A 25239-nucleotide genomic window follows, 5' to 3' on the forward strand; every position below is an offset into this window, starting at 1 on the left:
AGGCAAACCGCCCGCTTCCCGTTCCGGGATCCGGGACACAGCGCAAGGCCGGGTCATCCTGAATTGTGGATTGTATTGATCGCGTGCACGTAGTACACGCCCGTTTATTCTAGTCGCACCCGCCAACAAGGGTCAAAATGGGCGCCGCCGCGGCCCTCCTGTTACCTCCAGGGCCAGGTTCCTCCCCTCACCTCTACTTCAGCTGCCTTGCCACTTCGCCGAGGCGGGCGAAAACCACTCCCCGGTCCAGCAACCGGGGCAGCGCCGCAGCGTAGCCGGCAGCGGTGCCGCTGGCCGGGTGGTTGAAATGCGAAATCACGATGTCGCCGCCACCCACCCCGGCCAGTTCGCCCGTCACCTGCGCGGGACTGAAGGTAGCCCCGGCGTCGCCGTTCACGCTGAAGTTCACCGGCACCTGGCCGAGCCGCCGCGCAATGGCGGCCGCGACGTCGTCGTAATGGGCGGTTCCCGAACGGAAGAAGACGCACGGCTTGCCGCTCAGCCGCTCCACCACCGCCTTCGCATCCATCAGTTCGTCGTACACCTCGCCGACGCTCGCCGTCCCGGGAATCCCGTACGCCTGGCGCCCGTCCACGGAGAGGGGCCGGTGCAGGGCGCCGTGGTTCGCCAGTTCGAACAGCGGGTCCGCGCCGAGTTCCGCAGCGCGCGCGGGGTTGGCCGCGATCCAGCGCCCGTTGAGGAACAGCGTGGCGGGAACGTTGAGCTTGCGGAGGGTGTCGAGGAGCCGCTCGTCGCAGTCCGCTCCCCCGGGACCGCCGCAGGCATCGAAAGTGAGAACGGCTTTGCCGGAGCTGCTGCGCGTGGCGACCCCGCTGACGTGCATACCCCACTCCGCGGGCTGCCGGCCGCCGTACCGGGCGACGACGGCCTCCCGGGAGAGCGGTGCCGGGCGCTTGCCTGCAGGAAGGAGCCCGGAATGTGTTGCGGAGGCCGCGGGGGCCTCCTGCACGGAAACAGCCGACGGCGTGGCAGTCCCTTGCGGTCCGGGCGCCCCGCCGCGCTGTCCGGGTCCGGCGCAAGCGCCGAGCGCCGCGGCCGCCAGTCCGGCGGCAGCAAGCAGTACGGTGCGGCGACCGGCTGCGGCAAGGTGACCGGCCCCGGATTCGGTGCCGGCGATGATGGAGTCCCCCATGGATTCCTGTTCTGTTATGGCCCGCCGGAGCGGGAGGTGGTGCTGGTGTTTGTGCGGTTAGAAGTGGGTGGCGCAGTGCGCCGGGCGTTCGACGGCGAACAGTTGCTGGGCGCGGAACGCCGCGCCGGGCGTATGCTCCTGGATCCGCCCGGCCGCCAGGAGGGTGAGCGGACTGACCGCGCCGAGGTAGATCGAGCCGAGGTCCGCGACGTCGAGGACCAGGTCCGGTGCAGCGCCCGGCGGCGCCGGTACCACCGTGGCCCGGCTCTCCGCGGCATCCAGGACCCAGCGCCCTTCAGCGTGGCCCAGGCCGTCGCTGACGTCAAGCACCAGGCGTCCGCCGCCGGCGTAGCTCCTGGCAGAGAGCGCAGCGGGGACGTTGAGGATCCGCAGCCACAGCATGTCCCGGTGGTCCGAATCCGTGACGCAGCGTGGGTCGGCCAAGGCCCAGGCCAGCGGATCGTTGACCGGCGCGTCCTGCCAGCTGACCTGCTCCACCAGGTCGATGCTGCCCAGGAACTGCCACAGCTCCAGGTACGCGGCGTCGCCCGCTGCCACGATGTCCAGAACCTCCACCGTGTAGGGCTTGCTGTCCCAGCCGGCGAACTTGTAGGAGACGTAGCCGTCCACGGCGCCGTCGGCGTCGTAGTGCAGGGCGCATTTGACCGCCCGGTCCGCATTGCCATCGCGGCCCAGGGCGCCGGAGACGTGCCTGCGGTAGAAGTCCTGCCGCACGATCGACCCCGGGGTGCGGCGGTGTGCCAGCTCGAACAGGCCAGGGGCGAGTTCCAGGAGGACGGAAGGGTCCGCGATCTCCACGCTGCCCACGGCCTCATGCCGGAGCCGGAACTTCGGACCCGTGTCCACCTTGATGCTCCGTTCGAAGGTGGCAACGCCGAAGCCGAAGCGGCCGTAGATCGAAGCCTCGGAAGCGGTCAGTGCCGCCATCGCGGTCCCGGCAGCCTTCGCAGCCGCCAGGTCTTCCTCCATCATCCGCCGCAGCAGGCCCTTGCGGCGGTGCGTTCCGCGGACCGTGACCGCGCTGATCAGGTGGGTGCGCAGCTGCCGGCCGAAGCCGATATTGAGCTCCTTTTCGAAGCTGGCGAACGTAGCCACCGGATGCTCGGCGTCCAGCGCGTGGGACGGGGTGCCGCCGGTCAGGTACGCCCCGGCCAGCTCCCGACCGTCGGCCAGGTGCATTGCGATGATCTTGTCGATGTGTTCGTCGGCGCGTTGCTCGTCGTGGAAGCCGTGTCCCACGGCGCGGATCCAGTCGCGTGCCCGGCGGTAGCCGGGTTCGTCCCTGGGGGCGGACGGGAAGCGCTCGATGACGTAGTTTTCCTTGGGATCTGCCACCCCACCGAGACTAATCAGACAAAGCAGGGCGCGCCACCATTCCGGCGGCGCGCCCTGCGTGCGGTTCCCTGCGGGACCTCAGTGGCCGGCGTCGTGCCAGCTGGTCCCGACGCCGATCTGGACGTCCAGCGGGACGCTCAGCTTTGCGGCCGAACCCATCTGCTCCGCCACCAGCTTCTCCACGGCGTCCCGCTCGCCCGGGGCGACTTCGAGCACGAGTTCGTCGTGGACCTGCAGGAGCATGCGGGACTTCAGGCCCTGGCCGGCCAGTTCCGCCGCGACGCCGAGCATGGCGCGCTTGATGATGTCCGCGGCCGAGCCCTGGATCGGTGAGTTCAGGGCGATGCGTTCGGCGAGTTCGCGGTGCTGCCGGTTGGTGCTGGTAAGGTCCGGCAGGTAACGGCGGCGGCCTTCGATGGTGGAGGTGTAGCCGTCGATGCGCGCCTGCTCGACGACGCCGCGCAGGTAGTCGCGTACGGCGCCGAAACGGTCGAAGTAGTCCTTCATGAGCGAGCGGGCCTCGTCCACCGAGATCTCCAGCTGCTTGGACAGGCCGAAGGACGTCAGCCCGTAGGCGAGGCCGTAGGACATCGCCTTGACCTTGGAGCGCATGGCGCTGGTGACGTCTTCCGGGGCCACGTTGAAGATATGCGAGCCGACATAGCGGTGCAGGTCTTCGCCCTCCCTGTAGGCCTGGATCAACCCTTCGTCCCCGGAGAGGTGGGCCATGATGCGCATTTCGATCTGCGAGTAGTCGGCGGAAAGCAGGCATTCATAGCCTTCGCTGACCACGAAGATCCCGCGCACCCGGCGGCCTTCCTCGCTGCGGACCGGGATGTTCTGCAGGTTCGGGTTGTTCGAGGAAATGCGGCCGGTGGCGGCGACGTTCTGGGCGTAGTCCGTATGGATGCGGCCATCCTCGGCCACGGATTTCTTGAGCGTTTCCACCATCTGGGCGAGCTTGGACGATTCACGGTGGGCCATGAGCTGGACCAGGAATTCGTGCCCGGTCTTCTCCAGGAGGGCCTTCAAGGAGGCCGCGTCCGTGGTGTAGCCGGACTTGATCTTCTTGGTCTTCGGCAGCCCGAGTTCCTCGAAGAGAACGGTTTGCAGCTGCTTGGGCGAACCCAGGTTCACCTCGTGGCCGATCGCCGCGAATGCCTGCTCCTGGGCGTGCTGGATCACCTTGGACAGGTCCGCGAGCTGTTCGTTCATGCGGTCCAGGGACACACCGATGCCGGCGAGTTCCATGCCGGCCAGCACCCGGGCGACCGGCAGTTCGAGAGTGGTCAGCAGCGCACTCGCCTGGCGGTCGCTGAGTTCCTTCTCGAAGTGCTTGCTGAGCGTGTGCCCGACGGCGGCCTGCCGTACGAGTTCGCTGGCCGCCGCGCCGTCCGGGCCATCGCCGAGGTCCAGTTCGAGCTGCCCGGAGGTGGAGGCCGCGGCTTCCAGGGTGATCTTCAGGTGGTGCTGGGCGAGTTCCGCCAGCTCGTAGCTGCGCCGGTCCGGTTCAATGAGATACCCGGAAATGGCGGTGTCGTCGACCACGCCTTCCAGGCCGAGCCCGCGGTGGTGCAAAGCCTTCAGCGCAGCCTTGAACTCGTGCATCACCTTGGCTTCCTCGGGGTCCGTCAGCCAGCCGGCGACCACGGCTTCGGCCGCGGCATCGAGCCTGGAGAGCTCTATGAAGGCCGCCCCGTTGCCACGGACGACGGCGAGGGCTTCGGCGTCGTACCCGATCCGGCCGGGGACCAGCTGAACAGCCAGCGCGGAACGCATCCCGGCACCGGCGGCGAAGAACTCCTGCAGTTCCGCCGCGTCCTCCAGGACGGCGAAGTCAGGTGCGTCGATGGTGTCCGGAGCGGCGCCGGCCGTGTCGTCGCCATAGAGGTCGAAGAGCCGGGTGCGGAGGGTCTTGAATTCGAGTTCGTCGAAGAGTTCTTCGATGGCCTGGCGGATGGGCCGTGGCTCGGCGAGCTCGTCCAGGCCGACCGGGAGGTCCAGGTCCGTCAGCAGGTGGTTGAGGCGGCGGTTCCGTTTGACGGCGTCGATGTTCTCGCGGAGGGCCCCGCCCACCTTGCCGCCGATCGCGTCCAGGTTTTCCAGGATCCCGTCGAGGCCGCCGTAGAGGTTGATCCACTTGGCTGCGGTCTTGGGGCCGACTCCGGGCACGCCGGCAAGGTTGTCCGCGGACTCACCCACCAGGGCGGCGAGGTCCGAGTAGCGGGACGGGGAGACGAAGTATTTTTCCTCAATGGCCGCGGCGTCCATGCGCGGGATATCGGAGACGCCCTTCCTCGGATAGAGGACGAAGACGTTGTCCGTGATGAGCTGGAACGTGTCGCGGTCGCCGGAGACGAGGAGCACTTCGAAGCCGGCCGCTTCGCCCTGCGCCGCGAGGGTGGCAAGGATGTCGTCGGCTTCGTAGCCGGGCATCTTGATGGTCTTGATGTCCCAGGCGCGCATGACCCGTTCGATCAGGCCGATCTGGCCGCCGAACTCGGCCGGGGTCTCGTTGCGGCCGCCCTTGTATTCGCTGTATTCGGCCTTGCGGAACGTGGTGTCATCCGAGACGTCGAAGGCCACTGCGACGTGGGTGGGTTTCTGGTCCCGGATGAGGTTGATCAGCATGGAGGTGAAGCCGTGCACGGCGTTGGTGTGCTGGCCCGCGGAGGTGGCGAAGTTTTCAGCCGGGAGTGCGTAGAAGGCGCGGAAGGCCATCGAGTGGCCGTCAAGCACCAGCAGCCGGGAGCGGCCACCGGCTGCGGTCCCGGGAACGGCGTCCGGAAGGGTCGCTGCGGAGGCGGGCGGGACTGCCGCTGACCCGGCGGCGGGGATTTCGATGGCTGTGTTGTCGATGGCCTGGTTTTCGACGGTACCGGCCGGTTTGGTTGTTTCGCTCACAGGTGCCAGCCTAGTTGCCATGATGGACAATTTCACGCCGGGCCGGTTCACCGAAGAGCTCATCGCTGCCGGGGTTCCGGCGGAGTTGCATGGCTGGCTGGAGCGCTACGGCGTGGGTGCCCTGGTGGTGAAGATGGGCATCAGGTTCCTGGAACTTGGCCCGGCGCGGGCCGTGGCCACCATGCCGGTGGAAGGAAACACCCAGGTGGCCGGAATCCTGCACGGCGGAGCCCATGTGGTGCTGGCAGAGACGCTCGGCTCCTTCGCTGCCTCCCTGCATGCCGGGCCCGGCCGCCACGCCGTCGGGATCGAGGTGGGCGCCACGCACCACCGTTCGGTTGCCGGCGGCCTGGTCACCGGGACCTGCACGGCAATCCACCTCGGCGGCACCCTGGCCACGCACGAGGTGGTCATGACCGACGAATCCGGCCGGCGGCTGTCCACGGCACGCATCACCAACATGATCCGGGATAACCGCGGGCACTGACCCGAACGCCGCGGACCGCGGTTGCTAGCCGGCGTTCCTGCCTGGAAACCGGTACCGCAGTTCCACGGCCGCACCGCCGATGGTGTGCGAGGAGAGCAACTCAAGCGGCGCCGTCGGGCGGTCAACGGGAAGCAGCTGCTTTCCGGAGCCGAGCACCACCGGAATCAGGGTGACGATCATCTCGTCCAGCAGCCGCGCCCGGGCAAACTGGGCCGCGAGGTCCCCGCCGCCCACCAGCCACACGTTCCTGCCGGACGCGCTGTCGATGAGGTCCTGCGCGAATTCGGCGACGTCGCCGCGGACGAAGGTGATGTCCGCCCCCGCCGGCGCGGAGTATTCCCGGTGCGTGAAGATCCAGCAGGGAAGGTCCGGGTAGGGCCACTTGCCGGGCTCGTGCTGCAGCAACCAGCGGTAGGTCTGGCCGCCCATGACCACGCAGCCGATGCCGGCCATGAAGTCCGCGTAGCTCTCCCCCACCCCCTCGGTGCTGTCGAACTGGAGGAGCCAGCCAAGGTCGTCGTCGGAGGTGGCGATGAAGCCGTCGAGGGACGATGCCACGTAGTACTGGAAAGCGGACATGGCCCCAGCGTACTCATCGCGGTGCGGGGTTCCCAGAGGAAGGATTGCCGTACTCCACCCGGACGGTGCCGTTGTCCGGGAGCACCACCACGCGGCCGTCCTTGAGCGTCCAGCCGTCGTTGAGCAGGAAGATCCGGCCGCCGCTGACCACCAGCAAGCGCAGCCCGCTGTAGCGGTAGAGCGGCGCAGTGGCAGTGCCGGCGGAAGCTTCGAGCACGTTCGGCGCCGAAACGGCGAGCCGCTCCTTGCTGTAGACGACGGCGGTGGGCAGCAGGGCGGAGCGCTCCTGGTAGTCGACGGCGGCCCCGCGGCCAAGCGCCTGGGCATAGTCGGCGGTGCCCCAGAACAGCAGCAGGGTCACCAGGATGAACATGAAGGCCCGCTCCAGTCCGCGCGGGGTGAGGATCGGGCTGCGCGCGGCGTGCTGCATCGCGCGGCGGCGCAGCGCCACGCCCCAGCTGCCCAGCAGCAGGCCGCCGGCGATCAGGTAGGGCACGTAGAGAAGCGTGCGGTCGGGCTGGGCAACGGTGAGGATCCACATGGCAGCGGCGAACAGGTAGCCGGCCGCGGCGACGACCGCAGCCGCGATCCCCAGGGGCCGCCGGTAGCGGCCCGCGGCAATGACCCTGTTCAGGGCGCGGTCCGCCATGAGCCAGGCGAGCCCGATGAGCGCGAGCCAGGCGAGGGGACGGAACAGGGACTGGATGCTGCGCAGGATGAAGTCCTGGACGGTGTAGCCGAAAAGGCTGACGTCCAGGCCCATCGACTTGGCCTGCGCGTCGCTGCGGGCCCAGCCGAAGTACACCAGGAGGGCCGTCGCCACGGTGAGGGGCGGGCCGATGACCGAGAGGACCTCGAGGGTGCGCTGCCAGCGCGTGTCGAGGAGCGCCCGGCTGCCTTCCCCCGCGGCGGATTCAGGAGCGGCAGGTTCAGGGACGGCGGATGCCTGCGCTCCACCCTCGCCGGCACCGGCGTCGCCCGCGCCTGCGTCAGGGGGTCCGGTCCCGGCCGGCGCGCCGCTCACGGCCCCTCCGTGCCCGTGTTCCCGGCCGGTGGAGGGCTCGGCTGAGGCGAGTCCGACCCCGGAGACTCCGGCCCGGAAGGAGAGGGAGTACCCGGTCCACCGGTGGGGGCGGTGTCGTCGTAGAAGAACTGCACCTCGCCGGGTGCGTCCAGGGTGTCGGTGATCGTCACGGTGATCGAGGCCTTGTCACCGGCTGGCGGCGTCCTGAAGTAGACCGGCGAGTAGTCGCCGTCGCTGCGGGTTTCGACGCCGGAGGCCGCGCCGTCGATCTTCACCTCCGAGACCCGTACGTAATAACCGTCCAGCCGGACCCAGCTGCCCCCGGCCCGCGGCCCGGAAGGGCGGCTCAGGCCCGGCACCGGGACAAAATTCTCGTCGACCACCGTGAGGCCGGTGAGCTTGCGCGGGCAGGCTTCGCCGGTGCCGGGCTCCACAGGGACCGCGGTTGCCGGATTCGCATTGTGATACTCGACGGCGCTGCGCACCACTGCGAGGACCGCCCGTTCCAGGCAGCGTCCCTCAGGCGGCGCCTGGACAGCGGACAGGGCCGTCGCAGCGTCCTGCCACTGCGCAGCGGTCCCGTCGCGCAGTGCGTAGCAGACGGCCCCGGCGGCGCGCCACACGTCCTTGAAAGTGGTGCCATCCACGCCGTCGCGGAGCTGCTCGCAGTCGCGGCCCTGGGCGAACAGGTACATCCGCCCTTCCTGGGGATCGTTGGGGCCAACAGGACCAATCGGTATCCACCGGACCACCGGCGCTTCGGCAGGCGGGGGAACACCCGGGACGGGCGGTCCCGGCACGGGCTGGACCGTGGGTTCCAGCAGCGCCGGATCGCTGCTCGCCGGGGCGCTGGGCGAGGTCAGTTCGGGAGTCTGCTGGGCGCCGGCGCTTTCCGCTCCCGCAGGCGGGCCGCAGGACACCAGTGCGAAGGCAGCCAGAATCACCGGAAGGAATGTCCCGGATCTGCCGTTGGTTTTCAGCCGTCCGAACATGGCCCCACACCTGCCCCAGGGCGGCGCAATGGCCCCCGGAAAGGAGGCCGGTCAGCTTGCGCAGCTACACAGCCGATTATTCTCCCGAATGGACTGAACAGCCAGAGTCCGGAAGGGGGGCCGCTACTTGCTGAAGTACGGCACGATCAGGTAGATGCCGAAAAGCACGGCAGCGCCGCAGGCCGCGAAGCACAGGTAGGCCAGGGAACGGAACAGCGCCGGCGACTTGTTCTCGACGTCCCCGGCGATCGCGGTCAAGCGCACACCCAGGGAATAGAGGACCACCAGGACCACGGCGGAGACCAAGGTGGCTCCTGCAACCTGCAGCAGTTCCAACCATTTCATCGCTTGGCGTCCTTGCTCTTGTTCTCCGCGGCCTTCTTGCGCGCGGACTTCTTCTGGAACCTGACGGCCGTGCCGGCCTCTTCGACCTCCACGGCGTTGTGGTGGCCAACGTGCGACTTCCTTGAGTACAGGAACATGAAGACCACGACGGCGATGCCTACCACGGCGGCGATGACCACGCCGACGATGCCGGTGCCCACCAGCAGGGCGGTCAGGGCGCCGACCACGGCGGCGGCCGGCAGGGTCAGCAGCCAGCCGATGGCGATGCGGCCAACCATGCCCCAGCGGACGGTGGTGCCCCGGCGGCCAAGGCCGGAACCGATGACCGAGCCGGAGGCAACCTGCGTGGTGGAGAGGGCGAAGCCCAGATGGGAGGAGGCCAGGATGGCCGAGGCGGTGCTGGACTCGGCGGAGAAGCCCTGTGCCGGCTTGACCTCGGTGAGGCCGGAGCCCATGGTGCGGATGATCCGCCAGCCGCCGGCGTAGGTGCCGATGGCGATGGCGAAGGCACAGGCCGCGATCACCCAGAACTGCGGGCCGCTGCCGGTCGCCTGGGTCCCTGCGGCAATGAGCACGAGGGTGATGATGCCCATGGTCTTCTGGGCGTCGTTGGTGCCGTGCGCCAGCGCCACCAAGCTGGAGGTGAAGATCTGGCCGGTGCGGAACCCGCCGCGCTTCTGGGTGAGCTTGTCACCGGTTTCCGGGTCGTGCCGGGAGGTCAAAGCGTAGGCCAGGCGGGTACAGACGTACGCCACCGCGCCGGCGATCACCGGTGCGAAGACGGCCGGCAGGATCACCTTCTGCAGCACGGTTTCGAAGTTCACCGAATGGAAGCCGATGCCGACGATCGCCGCGCCGATGAGTCCGCCGAACAGGGCGTGCGAGGAGCTGGACGGCAGGCCCTTGAGCCACGTGAACATATTCCAGAGGATGGCGCCCATGAGGCCCGCGAAGATGATCTCCGGGGTGATGTGGATGCCGTCCGTACCTTCCCGGATGAGCCCGCCGGAGATGGTCTTGGCGACCTCGGTGGACAGGAAGGCGCCAACGAGGTTCAGCACGGCGGCCAGGGCCACGGCCGTCTTGGGCTTGATGGCGCCGGTGGCGATGGGCGTGGCCATCGCGTTGGCGGTGTCGTGGAAGCCGTTGGTGAAGTCAAAAAATAAGGCCAGCGCTATGACAAGCGCGACCATGAAGGTGATTTCCACCTGGTTGCCCAATCTGCAGAGTCGACGTTCAGCAGTTCCACTTCCCCGCGCCTGCCACACCACATGTTCGGCAGACATTCACCTGCCCGCCCTTGCGGAGGCCTTCCGTGGCCAGCATGAAACCTTAAGAATCCTACGTTGCATCGGGGACAGCGCAAAACACTCCGGAGCCGGACTCCGGTTCACAGGAAAGCCTCGACGGCGTCCAGATGGTCCGGCGTCAGGCCCCTGCGCGGATCGGGCGAAATATGCAGCATCCGGGCGCCCCAGGCATCGGCCCACGCCAGCGCCCTCGGCTCGCTGTTGAGCTGGTCGTCCAGCCAGACAAGGCGATCGGCGGGATGGGCGGCAACGTCCCGGCGGATGGCGTCCAGCTTCCACCAGTCCGCCGACAGGTCCAGGCCGGCACTGGAAAGGACGGGCCAGTCCCGCCCGTCAAGCTTGATGGCCGGGCACAGGAACTCGGGCGCGAGCCGTTCCCATGTGGTCAACCACACAAAGCGGGCACCGGGCCGCCGGGACAGGACATTCAGCCTGACCACCAGTTCCGGCGCGAACGCGACTTCCAGTACGCCGGCGTCGGCCAGCTCCCACTCGCTCCCCCAGCCGCTCCTGCCTTGGACAGCGAAGGGACTCACCACACCGTCGACGTCGAGGTACAAGGACACCCGGGACATAGCCTCTCCTGTCACCGGGAACGCGTCCCCCGCACCCCCCGGCACGTCCCACCCTAACGCCGCTGCGGCATGGAAAACAGGGCCGCAGAATACCTTGCGCCTTGCCCGGAAAGGCCATTTGTATTTCACTATCGAAACGACCGTCACGTTAGTGTTACTCTATTGCGCAGGTGGCCGCTTGGGCCGCACCAAAACAGCCCGCGTGAGGAGCATCCCTTGAGCGATCCCCAACTCGATACAGCAGCCGAAACCCCCGGAAGGATGAACACCGGGCCCGGCACCCCCGACTTCGCCGCCGCCTCGGCGGCCTTGGACGCCGCCGATCCGCTGGCGGACTGCCGGGACCTTTTCTACAGCCCGGATGAGGCGCAGCTTTCCGCGTACCTGGACGGCAATTCGCTGGGCCGGCCGCTGAAGGCCACGGCGGAGCGGCTCCCCCGCTTCGTGGAGGAGGCCTGGGGCAGCCGGCTGATCCGCGGCTGGGACGAACAATGGATGGACGAGCCGCTGGCCGTCGGCAACCGCCTGGGCGAGGTGGCGCTCGGCGCCGCCCCCGGCCAGGCCTTCATCGGCGACTCCACCTCGGTGCTCCTGTACAAGCTGATCCGGGCGGCCGTCGACGCCCGCCCGGGCCGCGACGAGATCATCGTGGACCGGGACAACTTCCCCACCGACCGCTTCATCGTCGAAGGGATCGCCGCGGAACGGAACGCCACCATCCGCTGGGTCGACTCCCGGCCGGCCAGCGGCGTGCGGCCGGCGGACCTGGCGGAATTGCTCAACGAACGGACCGCCGTCGTGGTCCTCAGCCACGTTGCCTACCGCTCGGGTTTCCTCGCCGACGCGCCGGCCATCACCGCGCTGGTGCACGACGCCGGCGGGCTGATGCTGTGGGACCTGTGCCACTCCGTGGGCTCGGTGCCGCTGGAACTGGACGCCTGGGACGTGGACCTCGCCGTCGGCTGCACCTACAAATACCTCAACGGCGGCCCGGGCTCCCCCGCCTTCGCCTACGTGAGCAGCGCGCTGCAGGATCAGCTCCAGCAGCCCATCTGGGGCTGGATGGGTGCACACGATCCCTTCGGCATGACGGACAGCTACCGGCCCGCCGACAACCTCCGCCGCTTCATCACGGGCACCCCGCCCATCCTCGCGATGCAGCCGCTGAAGGACATGGTGGAGCTCATCGCTTCCGTCGGGATGGACGCCGTCCGGGAGAAGTCGGTCAAGCTCACCGAACACGCACTCGACCTGGCCGATGCATGGCTGGTGCCTCTCGGCGCGGAGGTGGTGAGCCCCCGGGACGCCGCCGAACGCGGCTCGCACATTACCGTGGACCACCCCCGCTTCGCCGAGGTCACGCAAGTGCTCTGGGAGCGCGGTGTCATCCCGGATTTCCGGCCGCCGCACGGCCTCCGGATCGGCTTGTCGCCACTGAGCACGGGCTTTGCCGAACTCGAACACGGCATCCGCTCCATACGCGAAGTGCTGCTCGGGCTCTCGTGAGCGCCTTCCTCGACGACGTCGACTCCCGCCCCGGGAGCACCACCAGCCTGCTGCGGACGGTGATCGGCCTGTACCTGCGCGACGCCGGCGGCTGGCTGCCGGCGTCGGCGTTCCTGCGGCTCATGGAGGCGCTGGACGTGCCGGCCGCCGTGACCCGCACCGCGCTGAGCCGGCTGAAGAAGAAGGCGGTCCTGGAGCAGCAGCCGCGGGACGGCGTCGCCGGCTACGCACTGACCTCAGGTGCCGCGACGATGCTGGCCCGGGGAGACAGCCGGATCTTCGCACCGCAGCACATGGCCGACGGCGACCCCTGGTGCCTGGTGTCCTTCTCCATTCCCGAGGCGGAACGGGAGAAACGGCACCAGCTCAGGCGGCGGCTGCACTGGACCGGCTGCGGCACGGTGGCGGCCGGGCTGTGGATCGCGCCGGCGTTCCGCCGGGGCGAGATCGAGGACGTGCTGGCGGGGCTGGGGCTGCGGGAACAGGCCACGCTCTTCATCACGGACACCCCTGTCCCAGGTGGTGGCCACCACAGCGCAGGCCTCCGGGACGCGGCCGCGCAGTGGTGGGACCTCGAGACCGTCGCGGCCCTGCATCGGGATTTCATCCGGGAATGGGCTGCCGGTGAGGACCCTTCCGTGGGCGGCGGTCCGCCGCCGCCGGCCGCCGCCTTTGCCTCGTACGTGCGATGCATCGACAGTTGGCGGATCATTCCGTACCTTGACCCCGGGCTGCCGCCCGTGTTCCTTCCCGCTGACTGGCCCGGGAAGGACGGGATCGCCGTGTTTGAGGGCGTCCGGGCTGTCCACGCCGGTCCGAGCGCGGATTTCGTGCGCACGGTGGCCGGGGGGGGTAGGCAGCAGACGGGGATGAGCCAGGGCACCGGGAGTACTCTGGAAGCATGGCCGCCGCCGACGGCGGGTGGCCCGGTGACGGGTGGTCCGGGAGGTTTCCATGACCCGTAGGTGGTTGCGCTGGTTGCCGGCTGCCATGGTGCCTGCAGCGCTGACGGCAGCGGCTTTGGCCGGTTCGTACCAAGCCGGAGCCGCCGTCAGTCTCCCCGGGAAGTCGGCTGCGGAGATCATCGCCATGATCGGCCGTTCGGACGTCCGCGCCTTGTCCGGAACACTCCGCCAGTCCTCCGAGCTGGGGCTTCCGCAGCTTCCCTCGGCCGGTCCCCTTCCTTCGGCCCGGCCGGGCGCCAACCAGGGCCTTGCCGCCGTGATCGAACTCCTGGGCACCCCGCATACCGCCCGGATCTACCTGGATGGACCGTCGAAGGCCCGCTTCCAAATCATGGACACGCTGGCCGAGCGCGATGTGGTCCGCAACGGCAAGGACCTCTGGCTGTACAACTCGGCGGACAACAGCGCAGCCCACATCACGCTGCCTGACGCACCGGCGCCGGGGACCCGCACCCCGCACGCCCACGTACCGGCGGACCAGGACCCGAAGACACCGGAAATGACTACCCCTGAGGCCCTCGCTCAGCGCTTCCTCGCCGCCGTGGACCCCAGTACTGAAGTGACGGTCGGGGACCCGACCACCGTGGCCGGCCGCACAGCGTACCAGTTGGTCCTCAAGCCACGCAGTACGGGCACCTTGCTCGATTCGGTGACCCTCGCCGTCGACTCTGCATCCGGCCTGCCGCTTGGAATCCAGCTGCGGGCGCGGGAGCAGGCCGCCCCCGCGTTCTCGCTCGCGTTCAGCGACATCAGCCTCGCCGCCCCCGAATCCTCCGTGTTCGCCTTCACGCCGCCCCGCGGTGCCTCCATCGAGGAGAAGACCGTTACCTCACCGGTTCCAGTGCCGGAGAGCAAACATCCCGCTCCCGGGACGCACCCGGCGGCGACGCGGCCTACTGTGACCGGCAAGGGCTGGGACACGGTGGTGGCTTTCCCCGCAGGTGTGCTTCCCGCCGGTGTTCGCTCCGCTCCCGCGTTCGCGCAGCTCACCCAGGCGGTGCCCGGCGGCCGCGCCCTCAGCAGCAGCCTCGTGACCGTGCTGATGCTCGACGACGGCCGGGTGTTCGCGGGAATGGTCCCCCTTGAGCGGCTGCAGGCTGCGGCCGCCCCGCAATGAGCGACACTTCCGGGCCGGACGCACTGGCAATCGAAACCCTTGGCCTGAGCAAGCGCTTCGGCCGCCGTTCCGCCGTCGACTCCATCAACCTCGCCGTTCCGCGGGGTTCCGTTTTCGGCTTCCTTGGCCCCAACGGCTCCGGCAAGACCACCACCATCCGCTTGCTGCTCGGCCTCGCCGCCCCCTCCAGCGGGGGGATCCGGGTGCTCGGCAGGCCGGTCCCGGCGGGCTTGGCGGCCGTGCTGCCGGAAGTCGGCGCCTTGGTGGAAGGACCGGCCTTCTACCCTTTCCTCTCGGGAGCGGCGAACCTGCGCAGGCTGGACACCGCGGATCGGCACGCCCCGCGAAGCACCCGGGCCGCACGGGTTGATGAGGCCCTCGAACGAGTGGGGTTGTCCCATGCCGCCGGCAAGAAGGTGCGCGCATACTCGCTGGGGATGAAACAGCGCCTGGGGATCGCCAATGCCCTCTTGCGGCCCCGGGAACTGCTGGTCCTGGACGAGCCCACCAATGGCCTGGATCCCCAAGGAACACGCGAAGTCCGCAGCCTGGTGCGCTCCCTGGCGGCCGGCGGCACCACGGTGTTCGTCTCCAGCCACCTGCTCGCCGAAGTCGAACAAATGTGCACCCATGTGGGCGTCATGAGCGTCGGCAAGCTCGTGGCCCAAGGCACCCTTCGCGAGCTGCGCGCGGCCGGGACGGCCAGGATCATGCTGCGGACACCGGATATTGCGGCCGCGGCGCGCGTCCTTTCGGGCCTTGGCCTGCACCCCGAACCGGCAGGCGTCCTGCAGGACACGGACCATGGCGGGCTGCTCAGCACCAGTCCGCCGGGCCACACAGTGGCGCCCGAGGACATCGTGGCCGCCCTCGTGGCGGCCGGCGTGCGGGTGCAGGGTTTCGGAGTGGAAGACGCCAGCCTCGAAGAGCGCTTCGTGTCCCTGACCGGAGAGGGGTTCGACGTTGCGGGATGAAGCCATGGCCGCCCGGGGGGGTGCGGCCCCGGGACCCGCCGCGCGCGCAGCGTCGGCGAGCGGGCGCCCGGGTGCGTGGGCGCTCATGGGGTCCGAACTTTCAGTGCTGTTCCGGCGGCTCCGGACCTGGGCCATGCTGCTCGCCCTCGCCGCGATTCCCCTCCTGATCGCCACGGCGGTCCGGCTCACTTCGCATCCGGTGCCGCCAGCCCGTGGCCCGGCATTCCTGGACCGCATCTCCCAGAACGGGCTCTTTGTGGGCATGACCGCAATGCTGGTGTCGGTGCCGCTGTTCCTGCCCCTCACGGTAGGAGTCGTTGCCGGCGACACCATCGCCGGCGAAGCGAACCTCGGCACCCTCAGGTACCTGCTGGTGGCACCCGCGGGCCGCGTCCGGCTCCTGCTCATCAAGTACGCGGCCGCCGCGGTATTCTGCCTGACCGCGACGGTGACCGTCGCCGCCGTCGGCGTGCTGGCCGGCGTCGCGCTCTTCCCGGTGGGGCCGGTGACGCTCCTCTCGGGGGACACCATCGACGTCGGCGAGTCGCTCTTGCGTTCCCTGCTGATCGCCGCCTACCTTGCAGTGTCGCTGCTGGGGCTCGCGGCGATCGGCCTGGCAATCTCGACCTTCACTGACATCCCGGTCGGCGCCATGGCGGCGACCGTCGTGCTGTCGGTCATGTCCCAGGTGGCCGACAACCTGCCGCAACTGGAATGGTTGCACCCGTGGCTGTTCAGCCATTACTGGCTGGACTTCGCCGACCTGCTCCGCCAGCCCATCTCGTGGACGACGTTCGGCGGGAATGCCCTGCTGCAAGGTGGCTACATCCTGGCCGCCGGAGCCATCGCGTACGGCAGGTTCACCAGCAAGGACATCCTGTCCTGAAAGGCTGCCTGCCGTAAGCTCGGGGAATGGCCAGATTCTTCGATGTCCACCCGCAGGACCCCCAACCCCGCCTGGTCGGCCAGATCGCCGAGATCGTGCGCTCGGGCGGCCTGATCGCCTACCCCACCGATTCGTGTTACGCCCTCGGGGCCCAGTTGGGCAACAAGGAGGCCCTGGACCGCATCCGCAGCATCCGCCAGCTGGACGACAAGCACCATTTCACCCTGGTCTGCAAGGACTTCGCGCAGCTGGGCCAGTTCGTGATGATCGACAACGATGTCTTCCGCAGCATCAAGGCCGTCACGCCGGGAAGCTACACGTTCATCCTCCCGGCCACCAAGGAAGTGCCGCGCCGGCTGCTGCACCCGAAGAAGAAGACCGTGGGCGTGCGCATCCCCCGGCACAACTTCGTCCACGCCCTCCTGGCCGAGCTCGGCGAGCCCCTGCTCTCGAGCACCCTCCTGCTGCCCGGCGAAGACGAACCGTTGACCCAGGGCTGGGAGATCAAGGAACGCCTGGACCACGTGGTTGATGCCGTGGTCGAGGCCGGCGATGTCGGATCCGAGCCGACCACCGTGGTTGACTTCTCCAGCGGCGGCGCAGAAGTGGTCCGCCGCGGCACCGGCGACCCCTCGAGGTTCGAATGAGCATCCCCGAAGAGGACGTCACGATCGACGTGGACGGCACGCCCGTTTCCGGCCGGTACGCCCGCCCGGAGAATCCCTTCGCCACGGTCCTGGTGGCGCACGGCGCCGGTGCGGGGATGGAACACCCGTTCATGGGCGGTTTCGTGCGGGCCTTGAACGACGACGGCGCCGCCACCCTGCGCTTCAATTTCCCTTACCGGGCGGCCGGCAGAAGGTTCCCGGACCGCCCGCCGTTGGCGATCGCCACGTGGCGGGCCGCCCTGGCCGAAGCACAGGCCCGCTCGGCCGGTGAACCGCTGTGGGCGGCAGGCAAGTCCTTCGGTGGGCGGATGGCGTCGATGGCGGTGGCTGAGGGCATGCCCGCGGCCGGTCTCATCTACCTTGGCTACCCGTTGCACCCGCCGGGCAAGCCGGACAAGCTCCGCGACGAGCACCTGTACTCGATTACCGTGCCCATGCTGTTCCTGCAGGGCACCAAGGACCCTTTCATGACGCCGGACGTGCTGGAAGGCGTGGTTTCCCGGATCGGCCCCAACGCCGTGCTGGAGTGGCGGGAAGGCGGCGGGCACACCTTCGAGGTGGCCGGCGTGAAGCGCACTGCCGCTGAGCTTGGCGCCTCGCTGGCCCCGTCCGTCAGCGCCTTCATCCGTTCGAACAGCTAGGCCGCTTCCTGCGCCGCTACGCCCGTGGCTTGGCCCGGGCCGTGGCCGGGGCCGTCCACGGGTCCTCGGGCCAGGGATGCTTCGGGTAGCGGCCGCGCATTTCGGCACGCACTTGGGCATAGGGCCCGGCCCAGAAGGATTCGAGATCGTCAGTCACTGCCAGGGGCCGTCGCGCCGGAGAGAGCAGGTGGAACAGCACCGGCACCCTGCCGTCGGCGATCCGGGGGGTCCCGGCCCAGCCGAAGCACTCCTGCAGCTTGACCGCCACCACGGGCCGGCCGCCGTCGGACTCCGCCTCCGGATAGTCGATGGCGACGCGCGAACCGCTGGGCACGTCCAGCCGCTCCGGCGCCAACTCCGCGAAGCGCGAGGCTTCGGGCCAGGGCAGCAGGCGCCGCAGCGGTTCCGTAAGGTCTATCCCGGCGGCCGGTGCGCCGTCGGCCAGTGACCCCAGCTCCGGGGCGAGCCAGTCTTCCAGCCGCGCCAGGAGTGCCCGCTCGGAAACGTCAGGCCACGGTGCGCCCAGTTCACGGTGCAGCAGGGCCATCCTGCGGCGCAAGGCGTCCGCACCCGCAGACCAGCCGATGGTCGCCAGGCCGTCGGACGCCAGGGCTGCAGCGACGGCGGCGCGCCCTTCCGCCTGGCGGGGCCGGACGGGCGTGGAGGACAGCACGATCGCGCCAAGCCGGCGCTCCCGCCGGGCGGTCAGCCTGCCTTTGGCGAAGCGCGCGTCCACCGAGTCCGCCAGCAGGTGGGCGGCGGCGGCTTCGGCGGCGTCGGCGGAGAGCGGTGCCGCGGAGCGGATGACGGCGCCGGTACCGGCGGCATCCCGCCCCGCCGCGCGGGAAACCTCGGCGACGGCGAGCCAGTCATGCCCGGACAGCGGGCTGCCGGCGGGCAGGCCGGCCCGGGTACCTGACGCGAGGAGGTACTGCGGCGCCCCGTCTCCCGGGACGCGACGGGCCACGCGGTCCGGATACGCCAGGGCCACAACGAACGCCACGGCTTCCTTCCCGTCCGGCGCGGTGTCCAGTGCGCCCAGCAAGGAGGAAGCGGCGACGGCGGCGGCCTCCTCCCGCGCAATGGCCTCCAGCCGCCGGGTGTCGTCGGCCCAGCGTTTGGACGCGGGGTCCTTTCCTTGCCGGAGCGCGGCGAGAAGCGCATGCAGGTCGGCACCCGGGGCCCGCTGATCCCCGGCGACGAGCGCAACTGTTTCGGCGGCGGCGCGTTTGCCGACGACGGCGGCCCCGTCCAGCAGGGCCCGCGCGAGCCGTGGTTCGGCGGGCACGGCGGCCAGGGCCCGGCCGAGGGCCGTGGCGTGCCCGGCCTCGTCCACTGCCCCGATTTCCCGCAGTACTTCAACCGCCTCATCCATCGCGGCGCGCGGCGGGGTGTCCGGGAGTGCCAGGCCGGCTCCCCCGGGCGCGCCCCAGCAGGCGAGGGTCAGGGCGGCTCCGCTCAGCTCCGCGACGGCGATCTCCGGGGTCCGATGGGCCGGTGCCGCGGCGAAGGCCTTCTGTTCATAACAGCGGACCACAGTCCCCGGTCCCTGGCGGGCTGCCCGGCCCGCGCGTTGTTCGGCTGAGGCGCGGGAGCAGGACACGGTGACCAGCCCGGACATGCCGCGGCCGGAATCACGTCGCGGCTCCCGGGACAGGCCGGCGTCCACTACGAGGTGCACACCAGGCACGGTCAGCGAGGATTCCGCGAGCGCCGTGGACACGATGATCCTGGCGGGCCCTCCCGGTTCCCTGCCGGAGACAGCCCTGTCCTGCGCCGCGGGATTGACCTGGCCGTGAAGTTCGAGGATTTCCGTACCTGCGGCGCGTTGCCGGAGGCGGTTCGCGACGTGTGACACCTCACGGGTACCGGGAAGGAAGACGAGGGCGTCGGTTCCGGGTTCAGTGGCCAGGGCGGCGGCGTGCGCGGCCGCGGCGGTGCCGGCCACATGGTCCAGGAAGGCGGGAGTGACGCCGCGTTCGTCGAGTCGGGGGCCGGGCGCCGGCGCCCACACGGTTTCCAGAGGGTACAGCGCGGAGGGGCAGTCGACCACCGGGAGCGGAGGTCCGCCGTCGGGCCCCGCCAGCAGGGCTGCGAAGCGCGGGGCGTCCACCGTGGCGGACATCGCCACCAGGCGGAGGTCGCCGCGGAGTTCACGGACTTCGGCGAGCATGCCGAGCAACAGGTCGCTCTCCAGGCCGCGTTCATGGACTTCATCGAGGATCACCGCGTGCGTGCCCTCCAGCCCGGGATCGGCGAGCAGGCGGCGCACCAGGATCCCGGGGGTGACGAACTCGACGGCGGTCCGCGGGCCCGTGTGTCGTTCGCCGCGGACCGTGTATCCCACGGACTCCCCCAGCCGGCTCCTCTGGAGGGCCGCGAGCCGGCGGGCCGCGGCACGGGCGGCGACCCGTCGTGGTTGGGTGACGATGACCCTCGGGACCACACCCCCTGCCGCACTTCCCGCTGCGCACAACGTGGCCAGCAGCGGCGGGACCAGCGTGGTTTTGCCGGTGCCCGGTGGCGCCTGGACCACGGCGGCGGAGCCTGGATCCTTGAGCGCGGCCGCGAGGTCCGGCAGCGACTGGGCGAACACGAGTCCCGCCCCGATGCTTTCGAGGTCGAAAATGGCCTGCGCAGCGGCGGTGCCCGATGGGAACAGTGAAGTCACCCATCCATTGTGGATGACCACAGCCGATCACCGACAAACTTGATAAGCATGCTTAGTAATGACATGATGTGAGGTGTGACACGGTTTGCCATAGCGAACAAGTGAACGGCCAGGAAGGAAAACGGCACCGCCGTGGCTGACCGATCCAGGGAGGAAGCGGGGGCGCCCTGCGAGGGTCGCAGCGCAGCAATGCGTTACTGCTGAATATCACGCGTGGAAGCAGCTGTCGTTTCGGTTTCCGCGCCAGGAAAGGAAACTCCATCATGAATACCCTTCTCATCGTTGCCGGCGTCATCGCCATTGTCCTTCTGCTCGTTGGCGGCTTCACGCCCGCCCTGAATTTCCTGCTGTGGGTCGGAATCATCCTTTTGGCCATCGCAGCCATCGGATGGCTCCTCAGCTACACGAACGGACACCGGCACAGCGGCATCTGATGCGCCGCGCCCCGGGAACCACCGGACGAGCCCGTCCCGGGCGGCAACCGTCACACGAAGCCGACTAGAAAGGAACGGACATGTACATAGGTTCCTCAATATTCCTTATCGCGCTGGGCGCCATTCTCGCCTTCGCGCTGGCTCCGGGACTGATCCCCTTCCTGGACCAACAGATGACCGGTTACATCCTGATGGTCGTTGGAGTCATCGGGCTGATCGCGTCGCTGATCATGGCGGCTCCGCGCCGTCGCCTCCGGACGACTGAAAGCCGGCAGGCGACGGACCCGGGAACGGGTGAAGCTGTCACCCACAGGGAAACCCGGGACACCGGACTCTGAAACAAGCAAGGCACTACCGCGGCTCCCGCCCCATCGCGTGGCGGGAGCCGCGGCATGAACAGGAGCGCACTGTGAACAAGAGCGCGAACAAGACAGCACGGACCGCGGCCAAGGCTGCGGAAACCGCGAGCAACTCCACCGCCCTGGAGACAGCGGCCAGGGCGGGCTTCGCGGCGAGCGGCGTGCTCCACGTCCTCGTGGGCGCCATCGCCTTCCAGCTGGCCCGCGGACTCAACGGGGAGGCCGACGTCGGCGGCGCGGTCGCCCAGCTGGCTGCCACCCCCGGCGGGCCATTCCTGCTGTGGGCGTGCTTCGGGGCCTGCGCCGCCTTGGCCCTGTGGCAGGCCGGGGACGCCGTCTTCGGCAAGCCCCGGGCAGGTGGAAACCGCCTCACCGCCCGTATCAGCGCCGCCGCGCAGGCGGTAGTGTTCGCCCTGCTGTCCGCCACGGTCCTGTCCTTCGCCCTCGGCAGCGGGAAGAGCAACCGGGAGTCCAGCAGCGACCTCACTGTGACGTTGCTCCAGGCACCCTTCGGCGTCGCGCTCCTGCTGATGGCAGGAGCGGGAATCATCGGGACGGGCATCTTCTTCGCGGTCCGCGGCGTCCGCGCCTCTTTCCGCAAGGATCTGTTCCTCCCCGGTGCGGCCCTGCCCCGGCGGGTGGCGCTGACGGCCGGGATCGCCGGCTACGTCTCCAAGGGCTGCGCCCTGCTCCTGGTGGGGCTGCTGGTCATCCTGGCCACCGTGCGCCAACAGCCCGAGCAGTCGACAGGACTCGACGGCGGACTCAAGGGCCTTCGCGAGCAGGCCTACGGACCGTACCTTCTCGCCGCGCTCGCCCTCGGCTTGGTCTGCTACGGCTGCTTCCTGATCCTGAAAGCCAAGTATGCGCGCATGTAGCCGGCGCCATGCCGCGGCTTAAGCACAGCGACCCCGCCCAGCCGGGCATCCGGCGACGGCGTGCGGGCCGTGGTTTCAGCTACCGGGACGCCGGGGGTTCGCCCGTCTCCAGCGCGGACCGCGAGCGCATCAACGGCCTCGTGATACCTCCCGCCTGGCGGCAGGTATGGATCTGCCCTTTCGCCAACGGCCACATCCAGGCCACCGGACTCGACGGCGCCGGACGCCTCCAGTACCTCTACCATCCCCGGTGGCGGGACAGGAAGGATGCTGAAAAGTTCGCCCGGGCCGCCCGCTTGGGCATGGCCATGCCGCGGCTCCGGAAAACCGTAGCGCGGCATCTCCGGGAATCACGATCAGGCAGGACGCGCACCCTCGCCGCGGCCGTGCGGCTCATGGATCTTGGAGCGCTGCGGATCGGCGATGAGAGCTACCGGAAACGGCACGGTTCCCACGGCCTGACGACCCTCCGCTGCCGCCACGTGTCCATCCGCGGGGACGAACTGCACCTGAAGTTCCCCGGGAAGAGCGGACAACTCTGGGAATGCACTCTCAGGGATCACCGGCTTGCCGCCTTCCTGTTGCCTTTGGCAGGCCGGGCAGCCGATGAGGTGCTCCTGGCCTTCGAAGATGACGGCAGCTGGAATGCAGTGGGGCCGGGCATGCTCAATGACTACATCCGGCGCGCTGCGGGGGACGGTTTCACCGCCAAGGACCTGCGGACCTGGAAAGGGACCATGGCCGCCGCCCGGGTCCTGGCCCGGACTGCTGCGGACGTGCCCGCACAGGCGGCCCTGGCGAAGGCCTTTGGAGAAGCCGCCGCCCTGCTCGGCAACACGGCTGCGGTGGCCAGGGACGCCTACGTGGATCCGCGGCTCGTGGAAGCCTTCCTCGACGGGAGCCTGCATAAGCTCAAGAGCAGTGAAGCGGCCGTTGCGAAGTTCCTTGCTGACGAGGCAGGGTAGCCAGGCGGCGAAAGGGAGGTTCCAATGATCGCAGTGCTGGTCATCGACATGCAGAACGCCTATTTCGAGGATCCTGCGCTTGCCGTGCACCAAGGGAGGACCACAGAGGCCTGCAATGCGTTGATCGCATCGGCATCGGCACACGGAGTACCGGTGTTGCTGGTGAAGACCGAGCATGAACGGGACCGCTCCACCTGGACCCTGAATATGCTCGACGACGGGCAGGGATTCCTCTTCCGCGGGAGCGCGCAGGCGGATTTTGTGGCCGGGCTGCTCACGTCCGGCCTGCCCCGGCTGACAAAGACCCGGGACAGCAGCTTCATCGGCACCGATCTCCTCTGGCGGCTGCGGAACTGGCAGGTGGACACCCTGGTGTTGGCGGGCATCTCAGCCCACAACTGCATCGCACAGACCGCGGCAGATGCCTTCGCGCACAATTTCCGCGTAGTGCACGCCGTCGATGCCATTTCCGGCAACGAGCCAGGCCTGCAGGACCTGACGCAGGAACTCCTGGCCCGCGAGTACCGCCAGAGGATGCTTACGAACCAGGAGATTACGGCGCTTTTCGCCGGCAGTACCATGCACCGAAGCGCAAGGCGCGGCGCCGTATTTCCCGGCACGCCTTGAAGCTGTCTGTTGATGCTCCTAGCGTGGAAATGAGGCCTAAGGCCCTCGGATCGTCCAGGGCCTGACCGGGATCACAGGAGGGGATCTGTCATGGCCACCGTTCACGAATCGGTCCGCGTCAATGTGCCGCTCACGCAGGCCTACAACCAATGGACCCAGTTCGAAGAGTTTCCGCGTTTCATGAGTGGGATCGAATCGGTCCGCCAGGTCGATGAGGCCCTGGTCCACTTCACTACCGGCATCGCAGGCCTGCGCCGTGAGTTCGACGCCAGGATCACCACCCAGATCCCCGATGAACGGATCGCCTGGGAAAGCGTCGACGCCCCGCACAGCAAAGGCGAGGTCACGTTCCGAGCTTCCAGCCCCACGGAAACGGAAGTCACCGTGGATTTTGACTGGGATCCGGCGTCGCCGGCCGAACGGCTGGGTGCCAGTACCCATTTGGACGAACGCCTGGTGAAGAAGGACCTGCGGCAGTTCAAGGAATTCATCGAGCACCGCGAAACGGAAACGGGTGCCTGGCGCGGCAGCATCACGGAGGGCCACGTCGAATGACACGGACAGTAGCCCTGCCTCCGGTGAGGCAGGGCTACTGTCCGTGAGGCGCGCGGTCATGGCGCCGTTAGTCGCTAGGGCTCAACTTGGTCGTCAGGCGGCGGTCGTCACGTGTCGCGTCGTCGGCTTCCTCAGCCGGACCGCTGGGATCTTTCGAACCGGCCGTCCCCGGCTGGCCCGTCGGTTCCCCGCCCAGGGTACGCGGTGGCGCATCGCCCGGTTCGCCGGCTTTCGCCTGCTCCTCCTCGGTATCCCGGGGCAGCGGGTGCGCCGGACTCTGGATGCCGTCATGGACCATGGATGCGCTGATGCGCTTCATTGTTCTTCCTCCTCAGGCTGCGCACGCCGGGGCGGCCCGCTTGCCACCCCGGCAACGCGGCAATTTCCAATCTTCCGGGCGTTTCCCGCCCGGAAGCAGGTGGTGCGGCGCCCCCAAGGTGCCCCGGCCGGACTGACGGCAGGGGCACGCTCCCGCTTCCGGATGCTGTGGTTCGCGGCGGGCTCAGAAATCCCGTCCACCGGTGGGCGGCGGCTCCTCGTCCAGGCCGATTCCGTCCAGGCCGATTCCGCCGCCGGCACCGCCGAAGGTGTCATCGACCTGTCCGGAGGTCACTGTTTCGCGCCAGGCGCCGGTCTCACCCGCGCGGTTTTCGATGAACTTCTTGAACTTGTGCAGGTCCGCCCCGACTTGGGCGTCATCGATCCCGACGGCGGACCCCGCCTTTTCGGCGAGTCCCTCGGGCGTCCATTCAATGGTGACGCTCACCCTTGACCGGTCCGGGCCCAGCGGTTCAAAACGCACAAGGCCCGCGTTGCGTGGGCCATCCATGCTCTCCCAACTGATCACCGAATCCGGGACCTGGTCCAGGATCCGTGCGTCGTATTCGCGGTGCACGCCCGCGGTGTTGGTCGAGAAATGGAGGGTGGTGTCGTCCACTTGCCGGACGGCATCCACCCCGCTCATGAACTCGGGGAAGGTTTCGAACTGGGTCCACTGGTTGTATGCCATGGATACGGGAACGTCGATTTCGATGGTCTGGTCGACAGTAGCCATCACGGTCTCCTCACATGCTGGATTCGATGGGATGCGGTGCTACGTTTTTCACGCTATCGGGGGCGGCGATGAACATCAAGGGATTTTGCTAAGTATGCTTAGTTTTTTCGGAAAAGGCCGCTCCGGCGCAGGAAACTAATATGTAGTCGTTTCTGTCAAGAGGCAGGGGGAAGGGGGCCCGGGTCGGTGAGCCTGGGGCCGCTTCTGGGATGTA

Annotated in this window: 26 protein-coding genes; 14 read left to right on the forward strand and 12 right to left on the reverse strand. The window is 68.8% G+C overall.

Features of this window, described 5'->3' with window-relative positions; all coding sequences use genetic code 11:
* Positions 1 to 193: 193 nt before the first annotated feature.
* The 3 genes from DWV11_RS02795 to polA form a co-directional block, all read right to left on the reverse strand.
* Positions 194 to 1153 carry a polysaccharide deacetylase family protein gene (locus DWV11_RS02795; protein ID WP_115787383.1) on the reverse strand — a complete coding sequence of 320 codons (960 nt, stop codon included), beginning with the start codon at positions 1151 to 1153 and terminating at the stop codon, positions 194 to 196.
* Between the two features lie 57 nt (positions 1154 to 1210).
* Positions 1211 to 2509 carry a GNAT family N-acetyltransferase gene (locus tag DWV11_RS02800; protein ID WP_115787384.1) on the reverse strand — a complete coding sequence of 433 codons (1299 nt, stop codon included), beginning with the start codon at positions 2507 to 2509 and terminating at the stop codon, positions 1211 to 1213.
* Positions 2510 to 2587: 78 nt separating this feature from the next.
* Complete coding sequence (polA, locus tag DWV11_RS02805) at positions 2588 to 5230, reverse strand: DNA polymerase I (protein ID WP_245953410.1); 2643 nt, start codon at positions 5228 to 5230, stop codon at positions 2588 to 2590.
* 202 nt (positions 5231 to 5432) lie between these two features.
* Here polA and DWV11_RS02810 point away from each other — a divergent pair, with 202 nt between their 5' ends.
* Positions 5433 to 5900, forward strand: coding sequence for a hotdog fold thioesterase (locus tag DWV11_RS02810; RefSeq protein ID WP_210725650.1), 468 nt, complete (start codon positions 5433 to 5435; stop codon positions 5898 to 5900).
* Between the two features lie 24 nt (positions 5901 to 5924).
* Here the strand turns inward: DWV11_RS02810 and DWV11_RS02815 are convergent, their stop codons facing one another.
* The 6 genes from DWV11_RS02815 to DWV11_RS02840 all read right to left on the reverse strand — a co-directional run bounded on the left by DWV11_RS02815 (position 5925) and on the right by DWV11_RS02840 (position 10725).
* Entirely contained in the window at positions 5925 to 6479 is a 555-nt protein-coding gene (locus DWV11_RS02815; RefSeq protein WP_115787386.1) for a dihydrofolate reductase family protein, read from the reverse strand.
* A gap of 13 nt (positions 6480 to 6492) precedes the next feature.
* The gene (locus DWV11_RS02820; RefSeq protein WP_245953408.1) at positions 6493 to 7503 is read right to left on the reverse strand and encodes a hypothetical protein; all 1011 of its coding nucleotides are present in this window, start codon (positions 7501 to 7503) and stop codon (positions 6493 to 6495) included.
* The gene (locus tag DWV11_RS02825; protein ID WP_136017859.1) at positions 7500 to 8447 is read right to left on the reverse strand and encodes a hypothetical protein; all 948 of its coding nucleotides are present in this window, start codon (positions 8445 to 8447) and stop codon (positions 7500 to 7502) included. The genes DWV11_RS02820 and DWV11_RS02825 overlap by 4 nt, the downstream gene beginning before the upstream one ends.
* A 171-nt stretch (positions 8448 to 8618) precedes the next feature.
* Complete coding sequence (locus DWV11_RS02830) at positions 8619 to 8840, reverse strand: hypothetical protein (protein ID WP_115787388.1); 222 nt, start codon at positions 8838 to 8840, stop codon at positions 8619 to 8621.
* Positions 8837 to 10048 carry an inorganic phosphate transporter gene (locus DWV11_RS02835; protein WP_115787407.1) on the reverse strand — a complete coding sequence of 404 codons (1212 nt, stop codon included), beginning with the start codon at positions 10046 to 10048 and terminating at the stop codon, positions 8837 to 8839. The genes DWV11_RS02830 and DWV11_RS02835 overlap by 4 nt, the downstream gene beginning before the upstream one ends.
* Positions 10049 to 10230: 182 nt before the next feature.
* Entirely contained in the window at positions 10231 to 10725 is a 495-nt protein-coding gene (locus DWV11_RS02840) for an HAD domain-containing protein (RefSeq protein WP_115787389.1), read from the reverse strand.
* 261 nt (positions 10726 to 10986) lie between these two features.
* Between DWV11_RS02840 and DWV11_RS02845 the strand changes: the two genes are divergently transcribed.
* The 7 genes from DWV11_RS02845 (at position 10987) to DWV11_RS02875 (ending at position 17482) form a co-directional block, all read left to right on the forward strand.
* On the forward strand, positions 10987 to 12231 hold the full coding sequence (locus DWV11_RS02845) for a kynureninase (protein ID WP_115787390.1): 1245 nt from the start codon (positions 10987 to 10989) through the stop codon (positions 12229 to 12231).
* Positions 12228 to 13196 (forward strand): PaaX family transcriptional regulator, encoded by a 969-nt coding sequence (locus DWV11_RS02850; RefSeq protein ID WP_115787391.1) that lies wholly within the window; start codon positions 12228 to 12230, stop codon positions 13194 to 13196. The genes DWV11_RS02845 and DWV11_RS02850 overlap by 4 nt, the downstream gene beginning before the upstream one ends.
* The gene (locus tag DWV11_RS02855) at positions 13186 to 14313 is read left to right on the forward strand and encodes a LolA family protein (protein WP_210725651.1); all 1128 of its coding nucleotides are present in this window, start codon (positions 13186 to 13188) and stop codon (positions 14311 to 14313) included. Before DWV11_RS02850 ends, DWV11_RS02855 begins: the two co-directional genes overlap by 11 nt.
* Positions 14310 to 15287 carry an ABC transporter ATP-binding protein gene (locus tag DWV11_RS02860; protein WP_115787393.1) on the forward strand — a complete coding sequence of 326 codons (978 nt, stop codon included), beginning with the start codon at positions 14310 to 14312 and terminating at the stop codon, positions 15285 to 15287. Before DWV11_RS02855 ends, DWV11_RS02860 begins: the two co-directional genes overlap by 4 nt.
* Before the next feature lie 85 nt (positions 15288 to 15372).
* On the forward strand, positions 15373 to 16173 hold the full coding sequence (locus tag DWV11_RS02865) for an ABC transporter permease (RefSeq protein WP_115787394.1): 801 nt from the start codon (positions 15373 to 15375) through the stop codon (positions 16171 to 16173).
* 26 nt (positions 16174 to 16199) lie between these two features.
* A complete protein-coding gene (locus DWV11_RS02870; RefSeq protein WP_115787395.1) occupies positions 16200 to 16820 on the forward strand; it encodes an L-threonylcarbamoyladenylate synthase in 621 nt (206 codons plus the stop codon).
* A complete protein-coding gene (locus DWV11_RS02875; RefSeq protein WP_115787396.1) occupies positions 16817 to 17482 on the forward strand; it encodes an alpha/beta hydrolase family protein in 666 nt (221 codons plus the stop codon). Before DWV11_RS02870 ends, DWV11_RS02875 begins: the two co-directional genes overlap by 4 nt.
* Positions 17483 to 17498: 16 nt before the next feature.
* Here DWV11_RS02875 and hrpB read toward each other — a convergent pair whose 3' ends face one another.
* Entirely contained in the window at positions 17499 to 20153 is a 2655-nt protein-coding gene (hrpB, locus tag DWV11_RS02880; protein WP_210725652.1) for an ATP-dependent helicase HrpB, read from the reverse strand.
* Between the two features lie 263 nt (positions 20154 to 20416).
* Here hrpB and DWV11_RS20010 point away from each other — a divergent pair, with 263 nt between their 5' ends.
* The 6 genes from DWV11_RS20010 (at position 20417) to DWV11_RS02905 (ending at position 23971) form a co-directional block, all read left to right on the forward strand.
* Entirely contained in the window at positions 20417 to 20587 is a 171-nt protein-coding gene (locus DWV11_RS20010; RefSeq protein ID WP_168404524.1) for a hypothetical protein, read from the forward strand.
* A gap of 80 nt (positions 20588 to 20667) precedes the next feature.
* Positions 20668 to 20925, forward strand: coding sequence for a DUF6458 family protein (locus DWV11_RS02885; protein ID WP_115787398.1), 258 nt, complete (start codon positions 20668 to 20670; stop codon positions 20923 to 20925).
* 71 nt (positions 20926 to 20996) lie between these two features.
* The gene (locus DWV11_RS02890; protein ID WP_115787399.1) at positions 20997 to 21824 is read left to right on the forward strand and encodes a DUF1206 domain-containing protein; all 828 of its coding nucleotides are present in this window, start codon (positions 20997 to 20999) and stop codon (positions 21822 to 21824) included.
* Between the two features lie 8 nt (positions 21825 to 21832).
* The gene (locus DWV11_RS02895) at positions 21833 to 22789 is read left to right on the forward strand and encodes a DNA topoisomerase IB (protein ID WP_115787400.1); all 957 of its coding nucleotides are present in this window, start codon (positions 21833 to 21835) and stop codon (positions 22787 to 22789) included.
* A 24-nt stretch (positions 22790 to 22813) separates the two neighbouring features.
* Positions 22814 to 23416 (forward strand): cysteine hydrolase family protein, encoded by a 603-nt coding sequence (locus DWV11_RS02900; RefSeq protein WP_115787401.1) that lies wholly within the window; start codon positions 22814 to 22816, stop codon positions 23414 to 23416.
* 90 nt (positions 23417 to 23506) lie between these two features.
* Positions 23507 to 23971 (forward strand): SRPBCC family protein, encoded by a 465-nt coding sequence (locus DWV11_RS02905; protein ID WP_115787402.1) that lies wholly within the window; start codon positions 23507 to 23509, stop codon positions 23969 to 23971.
* Between the two features lie 67 nt (positions 23972 to 24038).
* Here DWV11_RS02905 and DWV11_RS02910 read toward each other — a convergent pair whose 3' ends face one another.
* Together DWV11_RS02910 and DWV11_RS02915 are read right to left on the reverse strand one after the other, a co-directional pair.
* The gene (locus DWV11_RS02910; protein ID WP_115787403.1) at positions 24039 to 24290 is read right to left on the reverse strand and encodes a hypothetical protein; all 252 of its coding nucleotides are present in this window, start codon (positions 24288 to 24290) and stop codon (positions 24039 to 24041) included.
* A 183-nt stretch (positions 24291 to 24473) separates the two neighbouring features.
* Positions 24474 to 25025 (reverse strand): SRPBCC family protein, encoded by a 552-nt coding sequence (locus DWV11_RS02915; protein WP_210725653.1) that lies wholly within the window; start codon positions 25023 to 25025, stop codon positions 24474 to 24476.
* Positions 25026 to 25239: the final 214 nt, after the last annotated feature.

The organism is Arthrobacter silvisoli (genome assembly GCF_003369445.1).
GTDB lineage: Bacteria > Actinomycetota > Actinomycetes > Actinomycetales > Micrococcaceae > Arthrobacter > Arthrobacter silvisoli.

Coding starts and splice junctions, on each gene's coding strand:
- DWV11_RS02795 (WP_115787383.1), bottom strand. CDS start 1,153: ATGGGGGACTCCATCATCGCCGGCACCGAATCCGGGGCCGGTCACCTT.
- polA (WP_245953410.1), bottom strand. CDS start 5,230: ATGGCCTTCCGCGCCTTCTACGCACTCCCGGCTGAAAACTTCGCCACC.
- DWV11_RS02810 (WP_210725650.1), top strand. CDS start 5,433: ATGATGGACAATTTCACGCCGGGCCGGTTCACCGAAGAGCTCATCGCT.
- DWV11_RS02815 (WP_115787386.1), bottom strand. CDS start 6,479: ATGTCCGCTTTCCAGTACTACGTGGCATCGTCCCTCGACGGCTTCATC.
- DWV11_RS02830 (WP_115787388.1), bottom strand. CDS start 8,840: ATGAAATGGTTGGAACTGCTGCAGGTTGCAGGAGCCACCTTGGTCTCC.
- DWV11_RS02840 (WP_115787389.1), bottom strand. CDS start 10,725: ATGTCCCGGGTGTCCTTGTACCTCGACGTCGACGGTGTGGTGAGTCCC.
- DWV11_RS02845 (WP_115787390.1), top strand. CDS start 10,987: ATGAACACCGGGCCCGGCACCCCCGACTTCGCCGCCGCCTCGGCGGCC.
- DWV11_RS02855 (WP_210725651.1), top strand. CDS start 13,186: ATGACCCGTAGGTGGTTGCGCTGGTTGCCGGCTGCCATGGTGCCTGCA.
- DWV11_RS02860 (WP_115787393.1), top strand. CDS start 14,310: ATGAGCGACACTTCCGGGCCGGACGCACTGGCAATCGAAACCCTTGGC.
- DWV11_RS02865 (WP_115787394.1), top strand. CDS start 15,373: ATGGGGTCCGAACTTTCAGTGCTGTTCCGGCGGCTCCGGACCTGGGCC.
- DWV11_RS02870 (WP_115787395.1), top strand. CDS start 16,200: ATGGCCAGATTCTTCGATGTCCACCCGCAGGACCCCCAACCCCGCCTG.
- DWV11_RS02875 (WP_115787396.1), top strand. CDS start 16,817: ATGAGCATCCCCGAAGAGGACGTCACGATCGACGTGGACGGCACGCCC.
- DWV11_RS20010 (WP_168404524.1), top strand. CDS start 20,417: ATGAATACCCTTCTCATCGTTGCCGGCGTCATCGCCATTGTCCTTCTG.
- DWV11_RS02885 (WP_115787398.1), top strand. CDS start 20,668: ATGTACATAGGTTCCTCAATATTCCTTATCGCGCTGGGCGCCATTCTC.
- DWV11_RS02895 (WP_115787400.1), top strand. CDS start 21,833: ATGCCGCGGCTTAAGCACAGCGACCCCGCCCAGCCGGGCATCCGGCGA.
- DWV11_RS02900 (WP_115787401.1), top strand. CDS start 22,814: ATGATCGCAGTGCTGGTCATCGACATGCAGAACGCCTATTTCGAGGAT.
- DWV11_RS02905 (WP_115787402.1), top strand. CDS start 23,507: ATGGCCACCGTTCACGAATCGGTCCGCGTCAATGTGCCGCTCACGCAG.
- DWV11_RS02910 (WP_115787403.1), bottom strand. CDS start 24,290: ATGAAGCGCATCAGCGCATCCATGGTCCATGACGGCATCCAGAGTCCG.
- DWV11_RS02915 (WP_210725653.1), bottom strand. CDS start 25,025: ATGGCTACTGTCGACCAGACCATCGAAATCGACGTTCCCGTATCCATG.